Here is a 20,744-nt window from a genome sequence, read left to right on the forward strand (position 1 = left end):
GTGGGAAGATGACTGGCATGACGATCACCAGAAAGGCCGATGCCGCGTAGACGGCCTGGCCGCGTCCGTACCGAGCTTTCGCGTCGGCCTCGGATGCAAGACGACATCACGACCATCCATGGCCTGTCCTCGGCAGCGCTCGCTGAAGTTCGACGGATCGAGCGTCAGAAGAAGTATCTGTGGTCGGGCTCGATCGGGTCAGCGATGGTGCGCTGGAGAAGCTTCGTTCACCAGCCGAATCGTCGCCTCTGGGACTATGAGAGCGACGGCTGCACGGAGTGGGCCTGTTGCGGAGCCCCGTGGCAGGCCCGCGAGCACCTTGAAGCGGTGATGCTGGCGATGACCAGGCGGCGGGCGCGCGAGCTCCGCAGCCTTGTTGAAGCCCTGGACAGACGCTACTGATTCGAGAGCTACTTCGGCCCCCTGGTCGTGGCCGACGAGGTCGGGCTGGCCCGCTGGCAGTTCGAGCGCGCCGAGGCGGCCGGCATGTTGCCCAAGCCGGGACACGCCCGCGGCTGGCTGCCCGACCAGCTCGACGCGGTGCGCCAGGTGGTGCCCGCGATCGTCGAGCCCTCCAACCTCAGCACTCTCGCCGAGGCGGGCCGCTTCGCCGTGGCCGACGTGTTCGAGAAGAAGGGCCGTTGCTACGACCTGTACGCGCCGGCCGACATCGACGCCTTGACCCCTGAGCGGGTGCGGCCGGTGATCGAGGAACGGGTCGCGTGGCTGGACCGGTCGTTGTCGCTCGACGAGGCTACGGAATCGCTGGGCTGGCACTACCGCGAGTTGAACCAGGTCATCTCCGACCGTGGGATCGAGGTCCGGCTGCGCCGCATCGCCCGTGCCGATGTGGACGCGCTGGCCGGTGACTGGCGCGGATCAGTATGTCAACGACCGGGCGGGTCCGGTCGGTCCGCACAAGGTGAATTTCGATCTCAGGACAGTTTCGCTTCGGGGGCGAAGGCGGGCAGCTTCTCGAGACTGCTGCGCACGGCCTCGGCACCGTACTCGAACATCTGCCGTTCGTAGTCGTCGACCGCGCTGAGCAGATCCTGGCGGCCTTTGTTGGCCTCGATCAGGCAGCGGCGCAGCAGGTCGGCATCGCGCAGCGCGGTGTTCGCGCCGTTGCCGCCGGTCGGGGAGGTGGCATGGATCGCGTCGCCGAGCAGCGTGACCGGGCCGGACGCCCAGCGCTCACCGGGCTTGACCACCCGGATGGACAGCAGCGTGCTGTTGCCCGGGTCGGCCTGCTCGATCAGCGCATGCAGCTCCGGGTGCCAATCTCCCATCCTGGACAGCACGGCGTCCTGCGCGGTCAGGTCCTCCAGCGAGCCGTTCGGCGGCAGGATCATGGCCCAGCGCACGTAGTCGCCGATGTCGGGCAGCGTGACTTCGGGGGCCAGTTGCTCGGCGGCCTGCTTCGGCGGGGTACGGAAGCGCATCGCGCCGAGCAGCAGGCTGACGCCGTCGCCCGTGATCTTCGAGCCGTAGGCCTTGGGCAGGCTGGCGAACTCGTCGGTCAGCGGGGTGCGGCCGATGACGAACCGGACGCCGGTGTCGGTCGGGGCGGTCTGCGGCGACAACACCCCGCGGACTGCGGAGGTGACGCCGTCCGCGCCGACGAGCAGGTCGGCGGTGGCCGGGTCGCGGCGGGCAAACTGGGCTTGGACATTGCCGTCGGCCAGCACGTCGTAGCCGGTCAGCGCGGCATCGGTGTGCACGGTGAGGCCGGTCAGCAACAGGTGTCGCAGCACCTGCCGGTCGACCACGATGCCGGTCCGGCCCGCGCCGAGCTTGCCGATCTCGTTCAGCTGCGGGTCCAGGATCAGCTGCTCGGCGGAGGCGTCCATGACGATCTCGTCCAGCAGCGGGTGCCAGCGCGTCGGCAGGCAGTCGCGCACCGCCTGGAAACCGATCAGGTTCAGCACGAGCCGGTAGCCCTGGAACCGTGCGACGATCCCCGGGTCGCGCTCGAACACGTCGGCCTCGATCCCAGCACCACGTAGACCCTGTGCGAGAGCCAGGCCTCCCAAACCGGCTCCGACAACGGAAACTCGAATCACACACCTCCGGGACATCGATACGAACTTAGTTCGTTCTGACGATCTAAGTTCTATTCAACGAACTTAGATCGTGTCAAGCTATAGTGGCCGGTATGTCCGCCGATCCCCGCCAACGCCGTGCAGCTCGCCACGCCCAACCCGCAGCGGAGGCCGCCGCGTCGGCACCACGCAAGAAGCCGATCACCGTCGAACGGATCACCGACGCCGCCCTGGAAGTCGTCGCCACCGAGGGGTATGACGCGCTGACCATCCGCCGGGTCGCCGCCGTGCTCGGCACCGGCCCGTCGTCGCTGTACGCGCACATCGTCAACAAAGACGACATCGACGACCTGCTGATCGGCAGGCTCTACGCCGAGGTCGTGCTCCCCGAACCGGACCCGGCTGCCTGGCGCGAGCAACTGCTCGGGGTGTACACGCAGATCCGCGACCTCTACCTGAAATACCCTGGAGTCTCGCGCGCCGCGCTGGCCACGGCGTCGACCAACCTGGAAACGCTGCGGGTCGGCGAAGGAATCCTGGCGATCCTGCTCGCGGGCGGCATCGAACCGAGGACGGCCGGATGGGCCCGCGACGCGCTGTCCCTCTACGTCAGCGCCTACGCACTGGAGCAGTCGCTGGTCCAGCAACGGCGCCAGCACCATGATCAGGAATGGGTGCTCAGCCACGAGGAGTTGCTAGACCGCTTCACCGCACTGCCGGCCGAGAAATTCCCGCAGACTCGACGCCATGCCGCCGAGCTGATCTCCGGCACCGGACACGACCGCTTCGAGTTCACCCTCGGCCTGCTCATGAACAATCTGCGGCCCGCATCCGGTTGACCTGCGGCGTGCACCTCATCGACGCCATGGTCTGGCTGGTCGGCCGGATGCTCACCGACCCAAGCACCTCTCCCGCTCCTACACCACCGCAGAACTGGACAGGATCATGACCGCACGCCCGACGACCAAGCCGGGCGTGCGCGCCCGGGAGATGAACCTCTACCGCCGCTACTTCGACCTGATCGCCAGCGGCACCAAGACCATCGAGGTCCGCGTCTGCTACCCCACCCTGCGCAACCTCACCGCTGGCGACCACATCCGCTTTGTCTGCGGCCGCGACGACGTTCTCACCCGCGTCAAGCGCGTCGCCCGCTACAGCTCGTTCGAGGAGATGCTCGACACCGAAGGCCCCGAGCGCGTCAATCCCGCCAGCCCCTGCGACCAGCAGCTCGCCAACATCCGCCACATCTACGGACCGGAGAAGGAAGCCCTCGGCGTCCTGGCCATCGAGATCGAGCTGGCTGGCGCCCCCTCCACAAACCGCCTCACCCGCAACGTTTAGCCTCGGTGTGCCGTTCAGACCCAGTCTCGGCCCGCTCCGTCGGAAAGGTCGGGGATCTCCCCGAGGTCGCGGAGGCCCTGGATGGGAGCGGAGGCGGTGATGGCGTAGCGGCCCAGGAAGTTGATGTGGGCGTGGCCGAGCGGACTGAGCCGGGCGACGTCCTCGTCTTTGACCGGGACGCCCTGGGCCCGGAGCTGGTCGACGGCGGCTGACAGGTAGCGGCTGTTCCACAGCGCGACGGCGTTGACGACCAGGCCGAGCGCGGCCAGCTGATCCTCCTGGCCCTCGCGGTAGGGCTGGCGGATCTGCCCGCCTCCGCCGTGACAGACCTTCCGGGCGAGCCGGTGCCGGGACTCCTGCACGGTGAGCTGCTTGTTCAGGCGCCGGTGGTAGGTGTCGTCGATCGGGTCGAGGACGCCGAGCAGGTGCAGCGTCTTGTCGATGCGGCCGTACTCGGCGAACGCCTGCCCGAGCGGGGTCGGGTTGCCGTTGCGGGAGAACATGCGCAACAGGTCGTAGGCGCGGACCTGGTTGGTCACCAGCGACCCGGCGACCCTCACCATGTCCGACCACTGCGTGTGGATCTTCTTCCGGTTGATCTTGTTGCGGGCCAGCGCCTCCAGCGGCCCGTAGCCGCTCGGGGCGTCGCTGCCGGGGACGTCAGCGCGCCAGAACCGCTGGTCGCCCAGGTCGGCGAAGCGGGGCGCGAACCGGTAGCCGAACATAGAGAAGATCCCAAACACCATGTCCGAGTTTATATGGACACTGTCAAGCGGCTCCCAGCTCAGGATGCGGGCTCGGTGGGGTCCTGGTTGGCAGGGGCGCCGGTGTGGGTGTGGTCGGGAACGAGGTCGGTGAGCAGGCTTTGGAGTCGTCTGGCGATGGCGTTGTGCCGTTCGACTTCGCGAGTCCAGCCGCGGTCATCGGCGTCCTGGACGAGCTGCTGTTCGACCTCCAGCCGGGCGCGGAGCCGTGGCGCGTAGTCGGGAGTGGTGACGAACTTGGCGCAGGTCAGATAGAGGTCACACTCGCAGGGGCCTTCGGCGGGTAGGCGCAGGCAGTGGCCGAGTTCGAGTTCAGTCTTGAGGAAGTTGCTCTTGAGCCAGTCGACGGCCTCGGCGGGCAGGGTTCCGGACTTCAGCTCGTCGGCGGCGGGGTCGGCGATGATAGCGCCGGGTTCGAGCACGGACTTGTAGTCGCGCAGCACCTCCTGGTCGCTGACCTGGACATAGACCAGTGCCATGGAGACCGAAGAGTGGCCGAGCACCTTCATGATCGTGTGGAGTTTCGCGCCGCGTTCGGCGAGCTGGGTTCCGACGGTGTGCCGGAATCTGTGCGCCGAGACGGTGCCGCGTTGTTTGCCGTTCCAGCCGGTCGGGCCGACCATCCCGGCGGCCTTGCTGACCGCTTGGAGCGGCTGCTCGAACAGGTAGGTGGACGACAGCAGGATGCCGTGGTGCAGGAACAGGTAGCGAATCTGCTCGCCGGCGCGTTCGTTGGGGAGGGGCCGGTCGTGGCACTGCTTGCGCATGTCGATGAGCGTCTGGAGGGCGGCAGCGGCGTCCTGGTGGATCGGGACCATCCGTTCCTTGTAGGTCTTGCCGGCCGGGATCCGCAGCCGAGGCGTCCCGTCTGGGTAGCGGTCCAGGCAGTCGAGCGGGAGCCGGCGGATCTCATCGCGGCGGGCCCCGGACCAGCGGACGGCCAGCAGCGCGGCGCGCTGGAATGGGCAGGAAATCGCCTCAATGATCGGCATCAGCTGGTCGAGTTCATGGTCGGGGATGAACCGTGGCACTCGCTGTGGCACTTTGGGCGCGTCACCGACGGTGATGAGCGCGCGTCCGGGAACGTCGTCGTACTGCCAGGCCACCGTCTCCTGGAACAACTGCGACAACGCGGAGATCCGCCCCACACGGGTTTTCGCACTCAGCAGCTTCCCGGTCGCTTTGGACGGAGTGTCGGCCAAGAACTGGATCCATTCCAGGCAGTGGTCCCGGGTCACCTCAGTCCAGGAGACAATGCCGGGGTAGTTCTCGGTGATCCAGTCGCCGAAGCCGCGCACCGCGAGTTCCAGCCCTTCGACGGTGGACGGTGCGTCGGTCAACCGCCGGGCGGCCAGCCACTTCTCGGCGACCGCCTGCATCCGGGGCGGTAGCGGCCATGGCGGCTTGCGGCCGGGCATCCGCTTGCGGGGCCCGGTGGGGACCTGGCCGCGGTGGAATAGAACCACGTGGAGCTGGTGCAGGCGGGTGACCCATGACTTCTGGGCGTTGTCGCGGTATTGCCGGACGTCGGGGTAGAACAAGCGCAAGTCATCACGTTCGCTGAACAGCCGGACGGCCTCCAGGGCTTCGTTGATGTGGTCCTCGGTGAACCCATCGGCATGCAGGATGCCGGTGCGCGCCGCGATACGGGCAATGGCCCAGATCATCGACTGCTGCGCCGTCTTTGGGTGGAAGCCGAGCGCGATGGCCTCCTTCACCAGAGCGTCGACGCCCATGTCCCTGCCCAGTGCCGTGGCGGTGTCCGCCACCTTCAGGTGCCCGGCGGCGAGGGTGTAGGGGTAGTCGAGCGTGGCGTAGCCCTGCAGCACCAGGTAGACCAGGTAGGGGCGGGCCCGGTATGACAACGGGTAGGACGGCTGATGGCTCAGCTCCCCTGCCAGCCGGCCGACCCGCTCCGCCAACGGCTCGGGGCAGCCCTCCCGCCGGTCTGAAGTGCCGTTACCTGTTCGGCGCAGGTGACGGCATCGGCCGGGAGCAGCGCGCAGCCGTACCGTTCCTGGCCGATGTTGGTGGGATGTCGGGGGCATCTTCACCTCAGGAGAAGAAGGAGCCCTCACCATCCCCACGTCCCCTCCACAGGGAGGGCATCCCGCCAGGCGTCCCAAAACCCGGACAGGCCCCGCCCCGTTGGGCAACGCTTGGACACATGTCCGTCCATCGGCTCGGCTTCCATCTGATGACGCCCGCAAGATTGGCGGCATCACCCACACTCCCGGCCCGACCACCGCTGGACCGCTGCTGGTGTTCACCTGCGACAGCTTCACCACCCCGCATAGACGGCACCGACCACTATTCGGCCAGATGACCAACCGATCGGCCAAAGCCCCCACCACACCAGGGAGAGACAACCGTTGAGCTACCCGCATCCGGACCTGAACCTCACCGACCCCGGCAAGGGGTTTGCCCACTTCGTCCTCCGCATCGAGCCTCGGAACGGTGCCGCGGGCGCCGCGTGGAACGCCACGGTCTCCATCGAAGGGGAGACCCCGTACGTGCGGGAGTGGCTGAGCAGGCTTGAGCGGTGTGAGCCGAACCCGTTGCACACCACGCTCGTGGACAACCAGAAGATCCCCACGTTGTTTCACCCGTGCGTGGACGAGGACAAAGACAGCCCCTCGGCGGTGTCCGGGCTGGGCTGCGTCTGCCGTCGCACCTGGCATGACCCGGAGTTCGGCCTGCCCGTTGTCGGCGAGCATTTCCGTGGTGTCGGTGGCGTTAACGACCGCTGGACCTATACCACGTACACGCCGCTGGGCCTGCGCCCCGGCGACGTCCTCGGCTGCGTGGTCATCGACCGCGGCGGCCTGTTCTGGTACGGACCGCCGCTGGCGTGTTGTCGTTCCTGCCGCAGGTGGAAGGGCGTGGCTACGGCGCCGGACCTGGCTCTGGCGCCGAGGGTAGCGCCGCGTTCGCCGCCTACCTCCAGCAGTTGGCCGACTCGGACGGACGAGACACCGCCGCCCACGTCCGTCCGACGGCCTGGACCCGCGGATCCTCTCGTGGGTTCGCAGCGAGGACGCCGGAGGAAGCCAGGAGTTGACGCTGGGGGACCTGAAGGTCATCCAACGCCGCTGACCACCGTCCCGGACACCGTGCGGCCCCGGGGTCTCGGGTCCACACGAACGCATCCTCGGCAGGCGGGCTGATCGGCCTGCTCCATGCCTCGTCGCCACTCCGTCGGCGGCTGAGCATCCTCCTGACGCATTGGAGAGTGCATGCGCGAACGCCTGACCGGAGCCTTTGAGCTGCTTGGCAGCAACTCCCGCTATCGGTGGTACTTTCTGGCCCGGTTCTCCTCCGTCACCGGGACGACCGTGGCTCCACTGGGCCTGGCTTTCGCCGTGCTCCAGGCCGGGGGCGGTCCGGCGGATTTGAGCCTCGTCCTGGTTGCCGGTCCCGTGATCTTCCTGCTGGTCATGCCCGTGGCGGGCGTCGCCGCCGACCGGTTTCCCCGACAGGTGATCATTATTACCTGCCAGGTCGTCAGCGGCCTCACCCAGGCAGCCACCGCCGCCGCGATCCTCACCGGCACGGCCGACACCGAAATGCTTGCCGGGCTAGCGTTGCTGACCGGGGCCGCGGGTGCCTTCTTCCAGCCCGCGATGAAGGGGTTGTTGCCGCAGCTCGTCGACGGCCCCATGCTGGCCCACGCCAACGCGCTACTGCAGCTGGCGGGCAACGGCATCGCGATCGGCGGACCTGCCCTGGCTGGGCTCGTCATCGCGGGAATCGGGCCGGGGTGGGTGCTGGCCTTCGATGCCCTCAGCTTCGGCGTCTCCGCCGTGATCTTCTTGACCCTACGGCTCCCACCCATCTCTCGTCCGCGTCCTCGGCAGGGGGTCGTCGCCGACCTCGCTGCGGGCTGGTCGGCCTTCACCTGCCGCCGCTGGCTATGGGTGCTCACCGTCCAAGGAGCGCTGACGGCGGGCTGCTGGGCGGCCGGCGTCAGCGTGCTCGGCCCCGTCTACGCCGACCGCTACCTGGACGGGGCCATGGGCTGGGGAGTGGTCAACTCCGCCATCGGCGTCGGCCTCGCCGCCGGATCGGTAGCCTCTCTGCTACTGCGCCCGGCCAGGGTCGGTCTCATCGTCTGCGGAGCCGCGCTCGTCGAGGCGCTGCTGTTGGTCGCGATGGCCGCCGGCTGGCCGCTACCGCTGATCGCCGTCGCCGGCGCGTTCACCGGTGCCGGCGGCACTATGCAGCTCATTGCCTGGACTTCCTATATGCAAGAGCACGTCCCCGATGAATACCTCAGCCGGGTCCTGTCCATCACCGCGCTGGTCGGCACGCTGCTGGTGCCAGTGTTCTACGCCCTGGCCGGACCGTCCGCCGAGGCGTTCGGTATCCAGCCGGTCCTGTGGGCGTGCACCGCCATCGTCATCGCAGCCGCCGCCGTATCGATCTTCGTCACGGAGGTCCGGCAGCTTTCGACCTGTCAGACGTCCGCGCTGGAGCGACAGCTTCCCGACCTGTATGCACAAAACACCCCAGCATCCGGCGCTCGGCACCTGCCACCAGCGGATTCACCGACCATCCCGGACGGGGCTTGACTAGGCTGACCCGATGCGCACCGGATACGACTTCCCGGGTTCTGCCCACCTGATCGTGCTGCGCGGCAACTCCGGCTCCGGCAAGACCAGCATCGCCCGAGTCCTGCAGGCCGCCCGCGACCGGGATCTGGCCGTGGTCAGCCAGGACGCCGTCCGGCGCGACATCCTCCGGGAGCGCGATGTGCCGGGCGGGGCGAACATCGAGCTCATCGACACCATCACCCGCCACTGCCTGGAGCGCGGCTACCACGTGGTGATCACCAAGAGAACCTGTACGCGGACCGGTACGCGCCGATGCTGGCCGCGCTGCGCCGCGACCACCCCGGGCCGGCATCCTTCTTCTACCTGGACATTCCCCTGGCCGAGACCCTGCGCCGACACACCACCCGGCCCCAGCGCTCACAGTTCAGCGGCGAGCAGATGCGCCAGTGGTACCGGGAACGCGACCTGCTGCCCGAAGGCGACGAGACGATCATCGGGCAGGACAGCCCGCTGGAGACGACCGTGCAGCAGATCCTGCGGGAGAGCGGACTGGCCGCCGGTGAGCAGATCGTCAGCGGCCAATCCCGATGAGCACCCGGCATGCCGGAGAGCATGCCCCTGGCCGTCGTCTCACCCGTCCGCAAGGTCTGCATGCCCACCTTCACCGACTACGCCGCCTACTGGGATCACCACGCCCAGCGGGTGCCCGAGGAAACCCCCGCCGACGCATTGCGCGGCGCCGTCGGCTGGACCCAGTACGCCGGCCACGGCACCGGGATGGAGATCCTCGGACATCCCGCCACCGCTCTGGAGCTCGGCTCCGGTCGCGGTAACGCGGTCGCCGCGCTGGCCAGCCGCGAGGTGCGGGCGACCGGCGTTGACTTCTCCCCCGACCACTGCGCGCAGGCCCGCACCCGGTGGAGTCACCTGCCCGGCGCCCGGTTCGCCCAGGCCGACGTTCTGGACTACCTCGCCGCCGCCGACCAGCGGTAGGAGGTGATCTACTCGATCTGGGGAGCGTGCTGGTTCACCGATCCCGTTCGGCTGCTGCCGTTGGTGCGGGAGCGGCTCGCTGCAGGTGGCAGGTTCGTCTTCGCGCATGCTCCCGCGGTCCCGGGCAGCTACGGCAACGGGTTCGCCGGCTGGCAGTTGTGGGCGTATCGGTGGGCCTACGAACCCGGCACCTGGGCCGATCTGCTGCGCGAGCACGACTTCGATGACGTCCACGCCCGCGTTGAGCCTGCCCCTGAACCCGACCACGTCAGCACCCTCATCGTCGAGGCCATCGCCTAGCCACTCAGCAGAACCCGGGCAGAGGAGATCGTGGTGGATTCCGACACACCAGCCACAGACCTGATGGAGGCGTTCGCCCGTACCGGCCCGCCGCGCCGAGACCACCGAGAAAACACCAGGTTCCATGCGGGTTCGCCCGCCGCGGCACCCCAACCTGACCGCGTAGCCGTACTGTCCGGAAAGAGCCCATCACCGTGAACTCGTTGACCGACACCCTCTTGACCCGCTGCGCCGAGACTCCGCTGCGGATCGGCACCCGAACCTCCACCATGGCCAGAGCCCAAACCGATCACGTCGTCACGCTGATCACCGAGCTCCTGCCCGGTGTGTCGACCCAGGTCGTGCCGATCACCGTCGGCGCCGATCGGTGGCCCGGCGCCCTCACCGATATCGGCGGCAAAGTCGCCTTCAGCAAAGAGATCGACCACGCTCTGATCTGCGCCCAGATCGATCTGGCCGTTCACTGCCTGAAAGACATCCCTGGCGACGTGCCCCTGGCGGAAGGCACCGCGTTCGGCGCTTACCTGCCGCGCGACGACGTCCGCGACGTCGTCATCACCCGCGACGGTGTGCCCCTGGCCGACCTGCCCGCCGCCTCGCGCATCGGCACCAGCTCCGTACGGCGCCGCGCGCAGCTGTCCATCCACCGGCCCGACCTGCGCATCGAACGTATCCGCGGCAACGTCGACACCCGCCTGGACAAACTCGATGAGGACGGCCGGTACGCGGCACTGATCCTGGCCCGCACCAGCCTGAGCCGCCTCGGCCTTTTGGATCGCCATCACGAGGTCTTGCCCGCAGAGTTTCACCCCGCGGGCGAAGGCGTCGTGTCCATGGTCCCGCCCGTGGGCGCCGGCGTCATCGCCCTCCAAGCCCGCGACACTGACCTTCCCGTCATGCAGCTCCTGCAGCATCTGGACCACCCCGCGACCGCCGGACACGTCCTGGCCGAGCGGACCATGCTGCGCCTGCTGCGCGGCCACTGCAACTCCCCCATCGCCGGGCACGCCTGCCCCACTGGGGACGGGCGGATGAGCCTGTACGGGATGGTGTTCAACCTCGACGGCTCTCGGTTTGTTCACGCCCATGCCTGTGGCGATGCGTCCGACCCCGCCGCGCTCGGCTCCCGCGTCGCCGCCGACCTGCTCCAGCAGGGCGCCGGCCAGCTGATCGCCGCTACCCATCAGTGATCGGCGAGGAGAAACCCGTGCCCTGGCATCAGCACGCTGAGCGGCTCGCCGCCGCCGTCGTCCCCGCTAGGTCCCGATGGCATCAGCCGATTGCCGCCACCCCACGGCATGTGTTCCTGCCGTGCTGGTGAGCCGCCCCGGATGGCGCACCATGGGCGAGGTGGCAGGCGCGCGCCGGCGCCGATGATGAGCACGCGTAGCTGGCGGCGGTGTACCGCAACGCCTCCTTGCCCACCGAGATCGACCGCCGACACGCCGACCACTGCCGGCCCGGCACCCTGGTGAAAGGGACGCCGACCTCGTCGTCGACGATGCCGAGTCTGGTGGTGCGGATGCTGCGCCACGGCCAGGTCTACCCGGGCGACGACCTGCTGCACATCGCCACCGGCTCCGGCTACAGCACCGCGCTGGCCGCCCGGCTGCACGGCGATGACCGGGTCACCAGCATCGACGTAGACCCCTACCTCGCCCAAGCCGCCATCGGCCGGCTGGACGCGATCGAGCTGCACCCGCGGGTGTTGTGCGTTGATGCGATGGGTCCGCTGCCCGGCAGGGGTCCCAGTAGTACTGGGAAGATTCTCGACGGATACGCAGGTCGGAACGCCCGTGAAGACCTTGGACCACATTCTGGAGGACTGGCCGCTGACCTGCGTATCGGTTGTTTTCTTCGCCGTTACGACTGACTCCCCGACACGCACGACCGCTCCCGGCCGCATCTCGATACGTCATCCCCCGCAATGCGATTCTGTCCCCAGAGCTTGTGTGCGCGTTCGCCCACACCTGCGAAAACACATCAAACGGGAGAATCAGCGATGACTGTTATCGGAACGTGGAATGTGGAAAACCTGTTCAAACCCCAGCCGGCAAGCGCCTTCGGTCCGACCAGCGACGCCGTCTACCACGCCAAACTCAAAGGGCTCAGCGCGACGATCACCGCTGCGGGCGTCGACGTCTTGGCCCTGCAGGAGGTCGGCGATCCCGACGCGCTCGCCGAACTGGCCGATCACCTGGGAAATGACTGGCAGCACGCCACCTCCGGCATCTTCGATCCCAGGCACCCCATCCGGGTGGGCTTCTTGTCCCGGCTGCGGTTGGCGATCCTCACCGACCGCGCGACCTTCCCCGCACAGCTGGGCCCGATCCAGGCCGGTGATGATGGCGCAACCGCCCACCAGATGGGCCGCGGCGCCCTGGCGGTGCGCGTCACCGAACCCGACGGCCGCACCATCGACCTGATCGCCGCGCATCTGAAGAGCAAGCTGCTGTCCTTTCCACCCGGGCCGAACGGGCACTCCCGGTTCCAGACCGATGATGAGGGCGAACGGGCCCGCGTGGCCGCCTACGCCCTCTACCGGCGCACCGCCGAGGCCGTCACCGTGCGCGCCCTGGCCGATGACCTGCTGGACGGCCAGGGGCCGGCCCGCCAGGTCGTGGTGCTGGGCGACTTCAACGACGAGCCCGAGGCCGCCACCACCCAGATCCTCCTCGGCCCGCCCGGCTCCGAACTGGGCACCCCCGGCGCCGACCGGCGTGATCGGGGCGACAGGACACGGTTGTGGAACCTAGCTCCTCGTGTCCCGGCCGGCGAGCGCTTCTCCCGGGTGTTTCGCGGCCGCGGTGAACTCATCGACCACGTGCTGGTCTCCCACGCCCTCCGCAAGCGCGCCCAGGACGCCCACACGCTGCGCCCGCTCAACGGCACCGGCCTGCACGACGAACTGCCCTCGGTGACCGAGGTCCCCACCAAGCGCCGCGACGACCCGGCCTCCGACCATGCCATGGTCTTCACCCGGCTCAGCAGCTGACACCTTGAGCTCTACAAAGTCGGCGAAAGGGGGATTTACCCAGAGCGGGACTCCTGGGCGATCGCAGGTTGGAGGAGGCGGACGCAATAGGGCAGTGCTGTTTTCGACCCCGCCGACCGAAAGATCAAGTTCTGGTCGGGGCTGAACTGTCGTTGCCTGCCCGCTCCCCTGCCACACGACATCTCCGACCAGTCGATCCCCGCGAAAACGCGGGGCAATGTCGTCTTCCACGAGGGGGCGGGGTATAGGGATGCTACTGGCCGTGAGAATCTTCATTCATCCACATAAGACGGGGCAGCCTCGCCAGGGCGCACGGCCTGCAGGACGAGAAGATACTCGCCGTGCGGCAAAACACTCTTGCGGTGCAGGCTCAAATTCGCAGAGCTGAATAGGTCGACGTATTCCTTCAGTGTGCGCATTCGGCCCTGGCCTGCACTCAGCGATAGCAGATCTAACGCGATCCCCGAATGCAGCTGCGCTGTGCGTGAACTATCGGCATTGGGAAGAACTGGCTGCACGCACCACAACTCGGCGTGCCGGCCGGTGCCGGCGCGAGCGCCTGGAGGTGTTCGACTGCCGGGTGTTTCATGCGTTGTTCCGCGGCCCGATCCGGGGTGAGGCACATCGACACTCGCAGGGCGACCTCGGTTTGGGGGCGCCCCCGTCACCCACCAGATGTATGTGCCGTCGGTAACGGCGAGCAGGCCACGGGCGACGGAAAGCGCGACCCGATCTGAGGCAAGCAGATGCGCATCGATTGGCACGTCACCTTCGTTCAGCGCGGCGTGGGGGCGATGCGCCAGCTGTAGCGCGCGGTCACCCCGGTGACGACGAACCATCACCGTGTGCTCCTTGAGGCCCTGCAGCACGATGACCCGAGCCCTTCCACGACCAGCCCGGCCGGTCAGCAGAGCGCCAAAAACCGTCAGGGTCGAGTCACACGACTCTCTCCCATCGAGGAGAGCGGCACCCCGCTCGCCCATCGCGTCATTGCCGGTGAGATCGCCATAGACGCGAGCTTGGGTGGTGCTGCCCAGGCTGAGGGCGGCGGGGATGGTCATGGTTGAGACTTTCCAGGCGAGACGATAGAAGCATCGGGTAACGCTGGCCGAGAGGCATGATCGATAACTGAAAGCAAACACCTGCAAATAGGTGCTGTCAGGAGGAGACTGGAGGAAGTAAGAGGAGGACCCGCAGGTGACGATGCTTAGGTGAGCCCATATGAGCGATGATGAATACAGGCCAGCGTGGGCAGAAGAGATCCGCGCGAAGCGGGAAGGCCTCTGTTGGACGCAGAAGGAGTTAGCCAGGCAGTTAAAGCTTGCCGCCGACAGCAAGACCCGTGCGCGTCTGCCAAGCCCCGCTTCGATCATCCGGGAAATCCGTTTCCATGAAAGCGGAACCCATCATCCCGGTCCGATGTACGCCGAGCTCTACCGCCGCGTGTGGGCAAAACACGCAGCGCTCAATGAGACAGAGGCGGAGCTCGGGAAAGACCCCCTCCTGCTTTCGTGGACCGTAGGACGACTCAGCCAACGAGTGGACCGACGCACCCTCCTACAGCTCGCCGCGGCCACGACAGCAAACGCCGTACTGGACCCGGCAGAACGACTCATACGGGCACTGGTAGGTGATCACAGACCGGACGAGGTCACCGTCACTCACCTGGAGGACCGGACAAAAGGCTTCCACCGGCTCGAGGAACACCTTCCGGCGAAAACCCTGCACCCGGCACTCATGACCCACCTGGGCGAAGTGAGCGCATTACTCGAAAGCGGACCACCCGAGCATCTGCGCCGGCGCCTGGCAGTGATCGCCGGGGAAGGCGCGATCCTGGCCGCCTGGTACGCGTGGGAACTAGGAGACGGCCCCCAAATGGCGATCTCGTCTCGGCTGGTAAACCTCGCCGCGCGCCATAGCGGAGACAACGCGCTCGCCGCATGCATGACCGGCTACCGCACCTACATGACCGGCGGCGACAACGCGCACGGTAGTCGCCTGGCCGCGACCGCCCTTGAACGCCTTGGCAACGCCGACCTCGCGACCCGAGCATGGCTGCTGGCGCGTCACGCAGAAGAAGCGGCCCTGCTCGGCGACCACCAGAGCGCGTTGAAGTCAATCCACCGAGCCGAAGAGGCCTACGACGGAGCGGACATCAACGCGCGCCCCTGGACCTGTTTTCTGGACCCCGGACGCTTCGCGTCCATGACGTTGTCCGTTTACTCCCGCCTGCGACGCGAAGAAGACGCCATCAGAGCCGCTGACGAGATCATCATGCATTTGGGGCCAAACACGGAAATCAAGAAGCTCTGCGTCGTCAAAGCAGACCTCGCGCTCGCTCGCCTGCGCCTTGGCGATATGAGCCAAGCCGTGAAGTACGCGCGCACTTCCCTATCAGCGACATCAGCGATGGCCTTTCCCCTCGGATGGGATCGGCTCGACCACGTCGTAGCGGAACTCGCACCTTCCCGAACACAGGTGGCGCGCGAGTTCCGCACAGAGTACGCCGCTATGCGTCCGAAGCAGGTTCAGTCGTCTCTTCAGTGATCCAGTTCAGATAGTCAGCCAAGCCGCCTTCGATCGGCACGGCGACGATCTCCGGTGTGTCATAGGAGTGCGCAGCCCTCACCACGGCCACCAGATCCTCCAGCCGTGCCGTGGTGGTCTTCATAAGGATCAGGCGCTCCTCAGCGCGCTGGATCTCTCCCTTCCACCAGTAGGTGGAGGTGATGGGGCCGGTGATCTGAGCTCCTGCCGCCACACGCCCCTGCACGGCCGCCGCGACAATGCTCTCGGCTTCTTCCAGAGAGCCGGCCGCTACACGAACTTCAACATGAAAGGACATGCCACCGAGCCTACCTCCGAGATGATCACGCCCTCTGATCTCCTTCAGCGCGCTGGAACCGCCGGTTTTCCCTACCCAGTTGGTTCAGCCGTGACCCGATGGCGGTGCGGCTACGGCCGAAGAAGGTCACCTGATCGCCATCGACGATCCCCGACCGGGCCAGCTCACAGCTGTTGCCCTACCGCACCGCCTCGCTCACCTCCAAGCGCGCGGCCTACAACGCATCGACGACGGCATGGCCCCGGCGGCGACGAGCAGCCCCGAGCCGATGCTCCGCCTCGATCGCCTCGCGGATTTCCTCACCCAGCTCGTCCAGAGCGACCACCAGATCCATCAGATACCGGCTCATTCCGAAGGTCCCGCTCGACAGCCGAGCGACGAGGCGCTCGTGGGTGCCGTTCCGGCGCCTTTTCTGGGTCTATCGCGAAACCCCTACGCTCCAGAAAGCCAAGCCGCTACGCGGTCGCCTACGGCGAGCTTTCCTCCGCTCCGGGAACCCGCGATCAAGACGACCCAGGCGCCGGAACGGCACCCCCGAGGAACCCACGTCGAAAAGACGCCCTCCGTGGGATCCCGTCATCACAAAAACTCGATGACCGCCCTCATCACAATGCTGAAACAGCACGGTGGCAAGCAACCTGCCGTCCTCGTCGCGTCTTTCCCACAGAGCCTTCGCAGACCGGCCTGTCCATCCAATAGGCGACCGCTGCCTCCCAGAAAGAGACACATATGCCTGCAGTTCCCTTCTTCCTCGGCCCGTATTACGTCGACAATGTCGACTCCGCTTTCGGCGAGGCCGTCAACGCCTCTCGCCTTTTCCTCGGCTCCGGCGGGATCACCGATAAAGACGACTACGTCGTCATCGGCGGCAAGCCCAGAAGCCTGGAGGCCGCGCAGGAACTCGCCGCCAAGCTTTCCACTACCGACCCTGCGGTCAGCGATGTTCACGGCCCGGCCGCGGCAATCGAGATCGAAGGCGGCGGCTGGGTGTTCTGCGGTGTGGCCACCTGACCTCGCTCCTCAAGCCAGCTGCCCCGCCATTGACGACATGCTGCGTGAGCTCGGACTGGACGCGCACACCCGCATTCGTATCGCCATCGACGCGAACCGGGTGAAGCCCACCGCGTCCAGTTACGACTGGGACAAGGTCGCCTATGTCGAAGATCTGGGTGACGAACTATGGGCTGTGCGGCTCGGTCCTGGAGGGCCGATCTACAACCCCGTCGATCAGGCGTGGACCTTTCTTGACGACGAGCGGGGCGAGGCGGCCTTTTACTTCCACAAGCGCGCGGAGCGGGCCAAACACGGGATGACGTTGTCCGCCGCGATCGATCTCGCCTGCTTCCTCGTCGACCTCAAGCCGGAGCGCAGGAAGAAGACCGAACGAAAAGGGAACCGGAAGCTTTGCCCTGCCCCTGCGTCTGTAGCTCCGGAGGCTGGTGCGGTGGATGCGGGCACGCCGGCTGCAGTGGTCGGCGATGACGATGCTGGAGGACACGCTGCGACATGAACCAGGAGAGCGGCGACTGGCGGCTGGAGTTTTACGCCCCGGATGGTAAGCCGCTGCGCAGCTCCGTCTCCGATGGCCACCGCAGCGCCCCCGCGGCCGCGCTGTACGAGCGGCTGCAGAAAGTCCACGACGTGCCTTACCGGGAGATCGGCGAGTACACCACCCGCACCGAATTACTAGTGAAGGAGGAACAGATGGAGCGGCACTATGTGAAGGCCGGGGACGTCGTCACCGTGCTTGGCAAGTCCACCGAGGCAGGCTTGCACATGCGGTTCGCTGGCCGCCGCCTGGAGGTAGAGCTCCGCCAGCGCCACAACGGCGAGCTGTACCCGGCGATCCGGAAGCCATGGGATCCGGACCACCCGCGGACAGATTGCTCGATGGCCGAGGTCGCCTTCTACCCGGACGGCGACCGGTGGTTCTACATGCAGCGCGACGCCGAGCGCGCCGAGAATGCCCCCGAGTGGGAGGGCTGACCGATGGCCAGCACGGACCCGATCAGCCACGAGATGAAGCTTGTGGCCATCGCCCTCAACTCGGTGTACGAATCCGCTGACGGCTGCGGCATGGACCGGATCGCGACCCAAGACGCGATCAAGGCCATCGCCGAAGCCGTCTACACCGAGACACGAGACAAGGACGAGGCCACCGCGGCGGTGCTGCGCACCCGGTGGCTCGACATGTGCACCGTGACGACTGCCATCGAGGAGATCCGCTGACATGGCCATCTCTCTCATCGCCGCAGGTTCGGCCGTCATCGTGCACCGCGACTTACAGCCCATCGGGCGCGTGTGGTGGAACTCCACGTCCGAACGGTGGCACGCCGAAACCACGGATGGCGACCCAATCGACGAGCATCTGCTCCGCACCGCCGCCATCGACCTCGTCGCCGAGGGGACCCAGAAGCTGCAGCAGGCGATGCAGCCGGCCGACCTACCGGTCGAGCTCGTCGCGGACGCCGAGGAGCCGTGCTCACACCGACCTGGCGGTGATCATCCCTCGCTGGGGGACGCTGCCAGCGGTGCGTGAGCGGCGGGGCGATGACGGGGTTTGTCCGGGTCGGTCATGCAGCCCGCCAGCGGCCCCTCCGGAGACCGCAGGACGGCCAGGGCAGGCTCCAGGTGCTCGTCATGCCAGGTCTGGGGCCGGTGTAGCCGCCCAAGGCGGGAGTGGTGAGTTCCTGCCAGGCCATCCATAGCACGTGCAGTCACGCCATCGCCTCGGGGGTTCCCACCAGCGGGGGCACCATGGCCTGTTCGGTGTCGGTTCGCCGATGTAGATCAGAATCAGAACCTGGTGCACCCACACGGCCGAGGGCGGAAGTTCCTCCGCGGCCGCGACGCCTGGTGCTCACGCTGGAGACCATATCGGTAGATGAAAACGCGCCACCATGATCGTCTCGTTCCCGTTGCGGCGGGACGGGACCTGCGAGACGACATTCAACGTGCACGTGCATGGTGAATGGCGCTGCGACCGGCACCGGGAACCGGCCGCCGCAGGACCTCAGAAGCCCTCGTCGCCTTTCGAGCGGCGAGGGCTTCGTCCGGGGAGGGTTCAGTGAGGCAATCCGTAGCGACGCAGGTGACGGCTTGCCTCGCTGAGGGGTTCTTGCAAAGAAGGCAGGAAGTCCACCCACGCTAGGGCTGAGTGATCACCTCGTTTCGCCCGGCGCCATAGCTCGTCGGCGTCCCCATGGGTGAACAGCAGGGCGGCCAACCGCTCGGCGGCCAGGGGATCACCGTCGTTGTCAGCGAGCTTGGCCAGCAACTCCAGTTCCCCTTGCGCCGTATAGGGGTCTGGGCGCCGGTGCTGGGGGCGGCTGGGATCAGTGGTGCAGTCGATCAACGGCCCGTCTGGGGCACGCAGCACCGCTAGCGTGGGAGTGAGGCAATGGGTGTGCCAGTTGATCGGGCCTGTCCATGCCCCTCCTTCCGGGTCGGTCTCCTTTTGCCAGGCCAGCCACAAGGCATGCAGCCACGCCACTGCGACGGGATGCTCCCACCAGATCGGACACCACGGTGAGGTCGGTGTCGGCTCGCTGAGGTAGACCGGAACTAAGACGTTGTGCACCCAGCCGGCCAGCGCCTTCATCTCGAGAAAAAGCTGCTCGTCATCCAGCAACAGCAAGAAGGTCGGCCCCGCCGCGGAGGGCGGTTGATCAGGCGGAGATTCCTGCTGGGCGGTGGGGCCAGCCGTCTCGGCTTGGCCTTGATCGGCTGGGGTGGTCGGAGCTGCGGCTAGCGCGTACAGCTGCCGGGCTTGCTGGGTGACGATCGCCTCCAGCTCCAGCAACTGGCTGCGCAACTCGGCCAGATCCGGCTGCGGTGATGCCGGGCCGGCCGAAGGCCGGGCATCGTGACCAGCAGGCTCCTGGCCGTTGGGTGACATGTCGTTCATCGTCTCCTTTCCCACTTGCGACCTTGGACGGGGATCGTGGGCTTCGCAGGGTTTCTCGGCGACGGGGTGGGGGCCGGCCGGCTAGCGGGCGCCGAGGGTGAGAAGGCTGCCGCAGCCGCCCGGCGACCGGGAGGACGACCCGGGCTGACCGAAGCAGACGGAGCACCGCTACGGGCGGGTGCCGGAGCGGCGGCGACCAGCCGGCCGGGTGGCCGCCGCGGTGAGTCGGGAGACTCGGCTTGTTGGGGAGGCGCCGGTTTGGCCGATGACGGCCTCGCCGCGGGTCTGGAAGCACTGCTCAGCCGTTCGGCCGTCCGGTCGACGTCCTCGCGCACCTGCTGCAGCGACTGCAGCGTCTTGAGGGACTGCAGGGTCTGGTAGCTGGTCGCGATACCGTTCATACGCTCGTGCAAGGCCTGGGCGGCGGTGTGCAGGGACCCTGTCGCCCGCGCGATGGTCTGAGTGACGCGGGCTCCCACCGTGGCCAGGAACGCCTGGGTCCGGCCGTCGGCCAGGAAACGCGGGTAATGCTGGCCTGCAGCGCTACGCAACCCCTTACCCAGGTCGGCGAGGGCATCGTAAACCTCACCGATGCGCTGTCCTTGCGGGCTGCCGGCCACGCCAGGAGAGCGCAGCGCAGCTTCCAAGCCGGCGGCGGGTGGAGTGACCTGCCGCCATTCCGGATCCAGCGCGGGCAGCACCCGCTGACCCTGGTCGAGTACCAAGGGGGGAATGCCGAGCTGCTCACGCATGTGCTCCAGACCGGCGCGGGCGATGTCCCATTCATCGCTGGGCATGCTCGTCAGGTGTTTCAGCCGGCGCAGCTGGGCGAAGATGTCGGAGAAGTCCGACAGATCCGGCGTGGGATCTTGCGCTGCGGCCGAGTCCATCGGCCGTGGGTTCACATGCTCGGTGAATGCTTCGAGCATGCCGGAGACGGCACGCTCGAAGGTCTCGTCAGTGGCCGTCATGGTGCGGCGCCGTTTCGATAGGGCGCCAAGGCG

General features: G+C 67.3%; 24 protein-coding genes and 2 pseudogenes. 18 read left to right on the forward strand and 8 right to left on the reverse strand.

Annotated elements, in window-relative coordinates:
• Nucleotides 1–93 precede the first annotated feature (93 nt).
• Nucleotides 94–402, forward strand: coding sequence for a hypothetical protein (locus ACQPYK_RS48930; protein WP_433259704.1), 309 nt, complete (start codon nucleotides 94–96; stop codon nucleotides 400–402).
• 27 nt (nucleotides 403–429) lie between these two features.
• Entirely contained in the window at nucleotides 430–1,029 is a 600-nt protein-coding gene (locus ACQPYK_RS48935; protein WP_433259705.1) for a hypothetical protein, read from the forward strand.
• Here the strand turns inward: ACQPYK_RS48935 and ACQPYK_RS48940 are convergent.
• Nucleotides 936–2,078 (reverse strand): FAD-dependent oxidoreductase, encoded by a 1,143-nt coding sequence (locus tag ACQPYK_RS48940; RefSeq protein WP_433257418.1) that lies wholly within the window; start codon nucleotides 2,076–2,078, stop codon nucleotides 936–938. The genes ACQPYK_RS48935 and ACQPYK_RS48940 overlap by 94 nt on opposite strands.
• A gap of 77 nt (nucleotides 2,079–2,155) precedes the next feature.
• Between ACQPYK_RS48940 and ACQPYK_RS48945 the strand changes: the two genes are divergently transcribed.
• Together ACQPYK_RS48945 and ACQPYK_RS48950 are read left to right on the forward strand one after the other, a co-directional pair.
• Nucleotides 2,156–2,881: a TetR/AcrR family transcriptional regulator gene (locus tag ACQPYK_RS48945; RefSeq protein ID WP_433259706.1), complete on the forward strand. Its 726-nt coding sequence runs from the start codon at nucleotides 2,156–2,158 to the stop codon at nucleotides 2,879–2,881.
• Between the two features lie 106 nt (nucleotides 2,882–2,987).
• The gene (locus tag ACQPYK_RS48950) at nucleotides 2,988–3,383 is read left to right on the forward strand and encodes an ASCH domain-containing protein (protein WP_433257414.1); all 396 of its coding nucleotides are present in this window, start codon (nucleotides 2,988–2,990) and stop codon (nucleotides 3,381–3,383) included.
• Between the two features lie 14 nt (nucleotides 3,384–3,397).
• Here the strand turns inward: ACQPYK_RS48950 and ACQPYK_RS48955 are convergent.
• Nucleotides 3,398–4,135 (reverse strand): annotated as a pseudogene (locus tag ACQPYK_RS48955) (Tn3 family transposase); the annotation flags it as partial.
• Nucleotides 4,136–4,167: 32 nt separating this feature from the next.
• Nucleotides 4,168–6,069 (reverse strand): tyrosine-type recombinase/integrase, encoded by a 1,902-nt coding sequence (locus tag ACQPYK_RS48960; RefSeq protein WP_433259708.1) that lies wholly within the window; start codon nucleotides 6,067–6,069, stop codon nucleotides 4,168–4,170.
• Nucleotides 6,070–7,383: 1,314 nt separating this feature from the next.
• Between ACQPYK_RS48960 and ACQPYK_RS48965 the strand changes: the two genes are divergently transcribed.
• The 8 genes and pseudogenes from ACQPYK_RS48965 to ACQPYK_RS49000 all read left to right on the forward strand — a co-directional run bounded on the left by ACQPYK_RS48965 (nucleotide 7,384) and on the right by ACQPYK_RS49000 (nucleotide 12,988).
• The gene (locus tag ACQPYK_RS48965; RefSeq protein ID WP_433259710.1) at nucleotides 7,384–8,718 is read left to right on the forward strand and encodes an MFS transporter; all 1,335 of its coding nucleotides are present in this window, start codon (nucleotides 7,384–7,386) and stop codon (nucleotides 8,716–8,718) included.
• 13 nt (nucleotides 8,719–8,731) lie between these two features.
• Nucleotides 8,732–8,965: pseudogene (locus ACQPYK_RS48970) on the forward strand (AAA family ATPase); the annotation flags it as partial.
• Between the two features lie 47 nt (nucleotides 8,966–9,012).
• On the forward strand, nucleotides 9,013–9,291 hold the full coding sequence (locus ACQPYK_RS48975; RefSeq protein ID WP_433259712.1) for a hypothetical protein: 279 nt from the start codon (nucleotides 9,013–9,015) through the stop codon (nucleotides 9,289–9,291).
• A 9-nt stretch (nucleotides 9,292–9,300) separates the two neighbouring features.
• Entirely contained in the window at nucleotides 9,301–9,693 is a 393-nt protein-coding gene (locus tag ACQPYK_RS48980) for a class I SAM-dependent methyltransferase (RefSeq protein ID WP_433259714.1), read from the forward strand.
• Nucleotides 9,694–9,696: 3 nt separating this feature from the next.
• Nucleotides 9,697–9,993, forward strand: coding sequence for a hypothetical protein (locus ACQPYK_RS48985; protein WP_433259716.1), 297 nt, complete (start codon nucleotides 9,697–9,699; stop codon nucleotides 9,991–9,993).
• Nucleotides 9,994–10,196: 203 nt separating this feature from the next.
• On the forward strand, nucleotides 10,197–11,183 hold the full coding sequence (hemC, locus tag ACQPYK_RS48990; RefSeq protein ID WP_433259718.1) for a hydroxymethylbilane synthase: 987 nt from the start codon (nucleotides 10,197–10,199) through the stop codon (nucleotides 11,181–11,183).
• A 227-nt stretch (nucleotides 11,184–11,410) separates the two neighbouring features.
• A complete protein-coding gene (locus ACQPYK_RS48995; RefSeq protein ID WP_433259720.1) occupies nucleotides 11,411–11,866 on the forward strand; it encodes a hypothetical protein in 456 nt (151 codons plus the stop codon).
• 129 nt (nucleotides 11,867–11,995) lie between these two features.
• Nucleotides 11,996–12,988 carry an endonuclease/exonuclease/phosphatase family protein gene (locus ACQPYK_RS49000; RefSeq protein WP_433259722.1) on the forward strand — a complete coding sequence of 331 codons (993 nt, stop codon included), beginning with the start codon at nucleotides 11,996–11,998 and terminating at the stop codon, nucleotides 12,986–12,988.
• 272 nt (nucleotides 12,989–13,260) lie between these two features.
• Here the strand turns inward: ACQPYK_RS49000 and ACQPYK_RS49005 are convergent, their stop codons facing one another.
• Nucleotides 13,261–14,049, reverse strand: a complete 789-nt coding sequence (locus ACQPYK_RS49005) for a hypothetical protein (protein ID WP_433259724.1) — start codon at nucleotides 14,047–14,049, stop codon at nucleotides 13,261–13,263.
• 160 nt (nucleotides 14,050–14,209) lie between these two features.
• Between ACQPYK_RS49005 and ACQPYK_RS49010 the strand changes: the two genes are divergently transcribed.
• Nucleotides 14,210–15,535 (forward strand): XRE family transcriptional regulator, encoded by a 1,326-nt coding sequence (locus ACQPYK_RS49010; RefSeq protein ID WP_433259726.1) that lies wholly within the window; start codon nucleotides 14,210–14,212, stop codon nucleotides 15,533–15,535.
• Here the strand turns inward: ACQPYK_RS49010 and cutA are convergent.
• Nucleotides 15,498–15,833 (reverse strand): divalent-cation tolerance protein CutA, encoded by a 336-nt coding sequence (gene cutA / locus ACQPYK_RS49015; RefSeq protein ID WP_433259728.1) that lies wholly within the window; start codon nucleotides 15,831–15,833, stop codon nucleotides 15,498–15,500. The two genes, ACQPYK_RS49010 and cutA, sit on opposite strands and share 38 nt — an antisense overlap.
• A 729-nt stretch (nucleotides 15,834–16,562) precedes the next feature.
• On the opposite strand from cutA, the gene ACQPYK_RS49020 reads away from it, so the two are divergent.
• Genes ACQPYK_RS49020 through ACQPYK_RS49040 form a run of 5 tightly spaced genes read left to right on the forward strand, consistent with a single transcriptional unit; the run spans nucleotide 16,563 to nucleotide 18,372 of the window.
• Entirely contained in the window at nucleotides 16,563–16,844 is a 282-nt protein-coding gene (locus ACQPYK_RS49020; RefSeq protein WP_433259729.1) for a hypothetical protein, read from the forward strand.
• Nucleotides 16,845–16,881: 37 nt separating this feature from the next.
• Complete coding sequence (locus ACQPYK_RS49025) at nucleotides 16,882–17,343, forward strand: hypothetical protein (protein ID WP_433259730.1); 462 nt, start codon at nucleotides 16,882–16,884, stop codon at nucleotides 17,341–17,343.
• On the forward strand, nucleotides 17,340–17,819 hold the full coding sequence (locus tag ACQPYK_RS49030) for a hypothetical protein (protein WP_433259731.1): 480 nt from the start codon (nucleotides 17,340–17,342) through the stop codon (nucleotides 17,817–17,819). Before ACQPYK_RS49025 ends, ACQPYK_RS49030 begins: the two co-directional genes overlap by 4 nt.
• A gap of 3 nt (nucleotides 17,820–17,822) precedes the next feature.
• The gene (locus ACQPYK_RS49035; protein ID WP_433259732.1) at nucleotides 17,823–18,062 is read left to right on the forward strand and encodes a hypothetical protein; all 240 of its coding nucleotides are present in this window, start codon (nucleotides 17,823–17,825) and stop codon (nucleotides 18,060–18,062) included.
• A gap of 1 nt (nucleotide 18,063) precedes the next feature.
• Entirely contained in the window at nucleotides 18,064–18,372 is a 309-nt protein-coding gene (locus tag ACQPYK_RS49040; protein ID WP_433259733.1) for a hypothetical protein, read from the forward strand.
• Here the strand turns inward: ACQPYK_RS49040 and ACQPYK_RS49045 are convergent.
• The 3 genes from ACQPYK_RS49045 to ACQPYK_RS49055 all read right to left on the reverse strand — a co-directional run bounded on the left by ACQPYK_RS49045 (nucleotide 18,336) and on the right by ACQPYK_RS49055 (nucleotide 20,711).
• Nucleotides 18,336–18,539 carry a DUF4913 domain-containing protein gene (locus tag ACQPYK_RS49045; protein ID WP_433259796.1) on the reverse strand — a complete coding sequence of 68 codons (204 nt, stop codon included), beginning with the start codon at nucleotides 18,537–18,539 and terminating at the stop codon, nucleotides 18,336–18,338. The genes ACQPYK_RS49040 and ACQPYK_RS49045 overlap by 37 nt on opposite strands.
• Before the next feature lie 358 nt (nucleotides 18,540–18,897).
• A complete protein-coding gene (locus ACQPYK_RS49050; RefSeq protein ID WP_433259734.1) occupies nucleotides 18,898–19,740 on the reverse strand; it encodes a DUF4913 domain-containing protein in 843 nt (280 codons plus the stop codon).
• On the reverse strand, nucleotides 19,737–20,711 hold the full coding sequence (locus ACQPYK_RS49055; RefSeq protein WP_433259735.1) for a hypothetical protein: 975 nt from the start codon (nucleotides 20,709–20,711) through the stop codon (nucleotides 19,737–19,739). Before ACQPYK_RS49055 ends, ACQPYK_RS49050 begins: the two co-directional genes overlap by 4 nt.
• Nucleotides 20,712–20,744 lie beyond the last annotated feature (33 nt).

It is taken from the genome of Streptosporangium sp. CA-135522 (assembly GCF_050949235.1).
Lineage (GTDB): Bacteria > Actinomycetota > Actinomycetes > Streptosporangiales > Streptosporangiaceae > Streptosporangium.